The organism is Flavobacterium araucananum, assembly GCF_002222055.1.
GTDB lineage: Bacteria > Bacteroidota > Bacteroidia > Flavobacteriales > Flavobacteriaceae > Flavobacterium > Flavobacterium araucananum.
In genome coordinates this window covers 1-4,492 of sequence record NZ_MUGS01000115.1, presented here as the reverse complement: position 1 = coordinate 4,492, position 4,492 = coordinate 1, and the positions used below count along the sequence as shown (strand labels likewise).

Annotated in this window: 6 protein-coding genes; all 6 read left to right on the top strand. The window is 29.9% G+C overall.

Annotated features, from left to right (window positions below):
* Positions 1–933 (top strand): RHS repeat-associated core domain-containing protein (locus B0A64_RS25455; protein WP_208863570.1); only part of this gene is annotated, 933 nt, incomplete at its 5' end.
* Positions 933–1,370 (top strand): DUF4265 domain-containing protein, encoded by a 438-nt coding sequence (locus tag B0A64_RS24635; RefSeq protein WP_089482086.1) that lies wholly within the window; start codon positions 933–935, stop codon positions 1,368–1,370. The genes B0A64_RS25455 and B0A64_RS24635, both read left to right, overlap by 1 nt.
* 5 nt (positions 1,371–1,375) lie before the next feature.
* Complete coding sequence (locus B0A64_RS24630; RefSeq protein ID WP_165769877.1) at positions 1,376–2,083, top strand: DUF4262 domain-containing protein; 708 nt, start codon at positions 1,376–1,378, stop codon at positions 2,081–2,083.
* A gap of 123 nt (positions 2,084–2,206) precedes the next feature.
* On the top strand, positions 2,207–2,527 hold the full coding sequence (locus tag B0A64_RS24625; RefSeq protein ID WP_089482084.1) for a DUF6572 domain-containing protein: 321 nt from the start codon (positions 2,207–2,209) through the stop codon (positions 2,525–2,527).
* A 119-nt stretch (positions 2,528–2,646) separates the two neighbouring features.
* Entirely contained in the window at positions 2,647–3,087 is a 441-nt protein-coding gene (locus B0A64_RS24620; RefSeq protein WP_089482083.1) for a hypothetical protein, read from the top strand.
* A gap of 111 nt (positions 3,088–3,198) precedes the next feature.
* Entirely contained in the window at positions 3,199–4,008 is an 810-nt protein-coding gene (locus B0A64_RS24615; protein ID WP_089482082.1) for a hypothetical protein, read from the top strand.
* Positions 4,009–4,492: the final 484 nt, after the last annotated feature.

Below are 4,492 nucleotides of genomic sequence, written 5' to 3'. Positions count from 1 at the left end.
GACCATTTAGGCAACGTACGGTTAAGTTATGCTAAAAACCCACAAACCCAAGTTCTTGAAATTATTGAGGAGAATAATTATTATCCTTTTGGGCTCAAACATGAGGGGTATAATTCAGATAGTAAGCAAATTGGATATAATTATAAGTACAACGGAAAGGAGCTGCAAGACGAGCTGGGGCTTAACTTTTACGACTATGGAGCTCGTAATTATGACCCTGCACTTGGTCGTTGGATGAACATTGATCCTTTGGCGGAACAAATGAGAAGATACTCGCCTTATAATTATGCGTTTGACAATCCTGTATATTTTATTGATCCTGATGGAATGGCTCCTGAAGAGAGTATTGATCCAGTACCAAAAAGTCGTGGTGCTGCAATTATTGCTGCAGGTTTAGGTGGTGCTGCAATGATATCTATAGCGGGCGCTGGTCCGCAAGGAATTGTTTTAGAGCCAGCTGCAGGAGCAGTTGCTGTTGGTTCTCTTGTAGTTGGTGGTTTAGTGATGGCTTGGGATGCTATGACAGGAAGTGATGATTCGTCAAGTTCAACGACTTATAATGCAACTGCTGGTACGGCTCCAGGTAGCGAGGAATCAACTAATAATAAAGCTAAAGAGAAATCAACTACTTCGGAACCAACTAAAGCAGAAGCTAGAGCAGAAAAATTAAGTAGAAAAAATAGAGACGGCAAGGATTTTACAAAAGCAGGAAAAGAAGCTGTTATAGATCTCAACAAAGAAAAAAATAATGGTACAGTAACATGTGAGGGGTGTAAAGTTCCAACAACCGAAGCCAAACAAAATAAAAAAGGAGTTACGCCGGCTTCAACAGATACAAATGTTGATCACGTTAAAAGAAAAAGAGATGGAGGTAGCGGAACACCAGCCAATGGTCAAGTATTGTGTAGAGGATGTAATTTAAATAAAGGATAATGGAAGAAAAAATAAATGATAAAGTAATGTTCGTTTACTATGATCTCGAAGGACAAATAGCAATGGAAAGTGTTTGGGCTGCAAAAGAGGAAAATGGATACAGAATTAAAAATATTCCTTTCTTTGCTCCGAATATTGCTTATGATGATTTAATAAGTGTTGAAGATGATGATGGGGAATTATTTTTTGACGATATCATAAATGAATCAGGAAATAGTACTATTCAGATAATAATTTATAACGAAAGTGACATCGACTACATCACAAAAAAAATTGAAAGTTTTGATTGTGGCTGGGAAGGAAGTCATTTAAAAGGATATATCTCTGTAAATGTTCCTAAAGAAATTAGTTATCTGCCAGTTAAGAGTTTTTTAAGTAATGAATTAGAAAATAAAAAATTGGATTTTAAAGAGGCTTGTATGGCGCACAATATGTGATGGAAATGATTAGAAGCGAATTTTTAGAAATTATAAAAACGAACATTCATAAAAATGACTACCATCTTACACTAGTGAATGGCGGTCAAAATCCAGAGTATTCTTACTCTATAGGATTAACTGAAAAATTTGGTTTTGAATTAGTAATTGCTGGTGGATTTATTTCTATTGAGGACAACGAATCAAAATTTAGATATGTGTATCAACAATTGCAATCTGGATCAACTTTAGATTCAAAGTTTATATTATCTGATAATATTTTTTATTTAAATAAGGTAGATTCATCTTGGTGTAAAAAGCTAATGTTGGGAGTTTACAATTATTATAATGTTGATAAAATTACAGCTTATCAAATTATTCCAGAGAATAAAACACTGGATACACCTTTAATGTCGCAGTCAATGAGGGCAAATGATCCTATTTGGAAATGGCTTGACATGGATTGGAATATTGAGGTTCCTAAAAAATCTTATGTTATAACCGATATTGATTCTCTAAAAGGTAAAACAATAGTGGAACTTATGAGATGGGAAGATCATGTATGGGAAATGTTTTCAGGTCCAGGTCCAGATTTTAAAGAAGAAGATATAAGAATAGTACCATTAGGTACAATATTAGGAATTGATGATACACTGCAACGAACTGTAAATTTATCTGTTGGTAAAGGTTTGTGGAGAGAAAATAAAGATTCAGAATGGAACGATTGGAAATAGTAGGATTTAATCTAGAATAATATTCATTTTAAAATATTGGAAATTTAAAAGGATGAGCAATTTTGTTCATCCTTTAATTTTTAGACTTAGATGTTTGGATTATAGTTATAGATAAAGAAAGATATGTCTGTTGAAGATAGAAATAAAATAGATGCAATTAGCACTAATAAAGAAGATGTGATTGTATTAACCATTTCGGATCATCTTGAATGGGATGACGATAATTTGCATTTGTTAATATTGCAAGATAAAATAAATAGCTATTTTGATGCACTTGCAAATGGACAGATATATGAAAGTTACCCTAGTGCAGTAGGCAAAAAAATTATGATCCAAATTGTGTTTGAATTTCTACCAAGTAAAACTGGTGAAGAGTTTTTAAAAAAAGTAGATGGATTTATTAAAGGAAGTGGTTATGATTTTAATTTCTATCAACTTCCTTAGAAATGAAAAAGATTATCAACTGAAACATTATTAGATATTAAAAAATGTAATTAAGATGGTATAATTACAATAAACATTACCTGAAATTGAAAAAAATGCGTATAATTAAAAAATAACTTATGGTTGTAAGAGAAAATTACCAATCAGTAGAAGATGAAAAAAATGTATTTGAGTGGATAGATAGAATTGTCGAATTTTTTCCAAAATATGAAAAAGATATTTTCGCAAGCTTAATTCATAAAATGGATTGCAAAGAAGACCTGCCTGAGATTCAAAATATAGGCAGTACAATGTTACTATTAAATATTTTTGAAAAAGTAGGAGATCATTTTATACAGTTCTCAACTCTTGGTCATGAGATAAAAGATATTGGAAATTATTCTTTATACCTAGAGCATTTATCTAAATTAAAAGATCTTGAAACTTATAAACAGAAGAAAGAAATAGAAAATCTAGAATCGTCCATTAGAATGAATAAATGGCTCTTAAAAACTAAATGGTTACCACATATTTTTTCCATTATAGCTATAATTATTTCGTTAATAGCTCTATTTACTTAACGTAAAAGTAGAATATCTTGAAGCTTTACGGAGAAGTAAGAAATAATCAAATACTTTGTTCTCCTATATAATTTTAAACAAATTAAATTTAAATATACACTTAGGAATAATATGGAAGTTGAATTTAGAAATAAGCATGGTATAAGACCTCCCGGCTCACTAGTTGAAATTTTGCCACATCCATTGCTTTCAGACAAATCTATTGAACTTGCCGTTTTTCAAGAGCATAGATATACTTTTTTTTATTGGTCAAAATGGAATAAAGATTTAAAATCCGAAATTCCTCCATGTTTAGTTAGCTTAGATTGGCATCAAGATTTATGCTTTCCATGTGAAACTGAAAAGGAATGGTTAAAAAATTTAAATCTTGACAATGATGGAGAAGTCGCTTTTTTTTCTTGGGCTAAATTAGCAGGAAATAATGATGGTCACATTTTATGTGCAGCATATCTCAATTTAGTTGGAAATATTTATGTCCATTGTAGGCAAGGTAAATTTGAATCAGATTGGAAAGATGAAGAATTTATTGATTTGTATGGAAACACACATACCATTAAAAAATTTAAAACTTATGAAGCTCTTGAAGATTGTCTTTTAAAATCTACAGAACAAAATGTATACTTTGATATCGATTTAGATTTTTTCACACTTAATAATCCATATAATAATGGAAATTTTGAACAGAAATATACTTATCTTAAACAAAAAGAGATAGTGGAAATGCTAGCAATTAAGCGGCCTTTGATTGCTTGGATTTTTGAAAGACTAGAAGGTTTTACTATTGCAACTGAGCCAAAACACTGTGGAGGTTTACTAAAATCTAACGAATTGCTTGATATAATAAATAAAATTTATTTTGAACCAAGTTTGTTTACTCCAATGAACTGTGAATGGAAGCATAAAAGTAAAAAGTCCCTGTAATATTATATTTTATTATACAAAACTTACGGATCAAAATTTAGATTATAAAATCAGTTATACTGGAGGCTTTCTCTCAGACTATCAACTTGTAATTTATGTTTCCTTTTCTGTAATTCAATATTCTTTATTGTCTTTTCATAAATAACTTGTTTTAAATAAATTTCTTTATTTACTCTAATACACTCTTTTTCCAAGACCGAAATTTTTATACGATTTTCAATAAATAAGACTAAAGATATGACTAGGCAATAAAAAAGAAGATAAAAATTATTTGTTGGAGTGTTGGTTTTATAACTAAGATCATTTACTTATGTACTTTTTATAAACGCATTGCAAATAAGTATATAAATCTTTAATAACAATTAGAAAAACTATTGTTTAGTGCATTATTTTACATTATTAAAAATGAAAATCAACTTTATTTATGTAGTATTTAACTTATGAAAAATATTTTTTTTGAAGAAATTATTAAAAATATTTAGAC

Excerpts from the sequence above, each read along its gene's own strand:
- B0A64_RS24635 (WP_089482086.1), top strand. The coding sequence starts at position 933 with ATGGAAGAAAAAATAAATGATAAAGTAATGTTCGTTTACTATGATCTC.
- B0A64_RS24630 (WP_165769877.1), top strand. The coding sequence starts at position 1,376 with ATGATTAGAAGCGAATTTTTAGAAATTATAAAAACGAACATTCATAAA.
- B0A64_RS24625 (WP_089482084.1), top strand. The coding sequence starts at position 2,207 with ATGTCTGTTGAAGATAGAAATAAAATAGATGCAATTAGCACTAATAAA.
- B0A64_RS24620 (WP_089482083.1), top strand. The coding sequence starts at position 2,647 with ATGGTTGTAAGAGAAAATTACCAATCAGTAGAAGATGAAAAAAATGTA.
- B0A64_RS24615 (WP_089482082.1), top strand. The coding sequence starts at position 3,199 with ATGGAAGTTGAATTTAGAAATAAGCATGGTATAAGACCTCCCGGCTCA.